The 1,075-nt window shown below is 68.9% G+C and carries 2 protein-coding genes; both read right to left on the bottom strand.

What is annotated here, in order from left to right; all coding sequences use genetic code 11:
• On the bottom strand, positions 1-284 hold a 284-nt coding region (locus ACT84W_RS09140), incomplete at its 3' end, for a hypothetical protein (RefSeq protein WP_444328982.1).
• Positions 285-296: 12 nt separating this feature from the next.
• On the bottom strand, positions 297-1,075 hold a 779-nt coding region (locus ACT84W_RS09145; RefSeq protein ID WP_444328983.1), incomplete at its 5' end, for a hypothetical protein.

Genomic DNA, 1,075 nt, shown 5'->3' on the forward strand with positions numbered 1-1,075 from the left:
TCGCGCAGGCGCGCGTCGAGCGGGAGCCAGTACTCGTTGTTCGACTCGATCCAGTCAATCTTGCCGTACTTCCAGCTCAGGTACGCGAGCGCGCGGAAGACCTGGTCGTAGTCCTCGAGCGACGGCACCCAGTAATACTCAGTGAGGCACTCCTTGAGCTCGGGGTGGATCTGGTCGTAGGGGGTGTCGCCCACGCCGTAGACAGACGCGCCGTCGCAGGCGAGGGCTTCACAGAAGCGCCGATACACCTCAGGGAACTGAGGCGAGACAAAAACAAAGTTCATGAAGACGGATCCTTAGTGCTTGGACCTCCTCTTTGAGGAGGAGACCTTCTTTCTAGCGGCCACAGCGCCCTTCGCGGGAGCGGGCTTCTTTGCCGCGGAAGGAGCGGGCTTGGCCTCGGGCTCCGGGGCGGGGGCAGGCTTGGACGCTGGGACGGCCTTGGGCGCGGGCTTGGCCGCGAGCTTGGGTGCGGGGGCAGCCTTGGGCGCCGGGACGGCCTTGGGCGCGGGCTTCGCCGCGAGCTTCGGCGCGGACTTCGCCGCAGCCTTGGGCTTGGCAACCGGCGCGGGCTTGGCCGCGGGGGCCGGTTCGGCCTTGGGAGCGGGCTTCGGCTTGGCCTCAGGCTTCGGCGCGGGCTTGGCCTCAGGCTTCGGCGCGGGCTTGGCCTCGGGCTCCGGCGCGGGCTTGGCCTCGGGCTCCGGTTTCGGCTTGGCCTCGGCCGCCGGCGCGGCCTCAGGTTCCTTCTTGGCCTCAGCCGCGGGCGCTGGCTCCGCCTCGGGCTCCGGCTCCTCCTTCGGCTCCGCCGCGCGCCCATCGGCGTAGCTGCCGCTCTCCTGCGCGAGGGTCTTCTTCATGTCCTGCAGCACGATGGGCAGGAAGTAGCGGATCTGCTTCTTCCACCAGGGCCAGTCGTGGTTGACGTCGGTGCCCCAGAAGTCGCACCAGGCGCTGATGCCCAGGCGGCGGAACGAGTCATCGAGGACGTGCTGGGTGCGCACGCCGTCGTCCTCCCACGCCCCGCGGCCGACGCACAGCACGAGCTGGCGCTTGTTGTAGATGTCGATGTAGGGGT

The sequence above is a fragment of the Paratractidigestivibacter sp. genome (genome assembly GCF_052362415.1).
GTDB lineage: Bacteria > Actinomycetota > Coriobacteriia > Coriobacteriales > Atopobiaceae > Paratractidigestivibacter.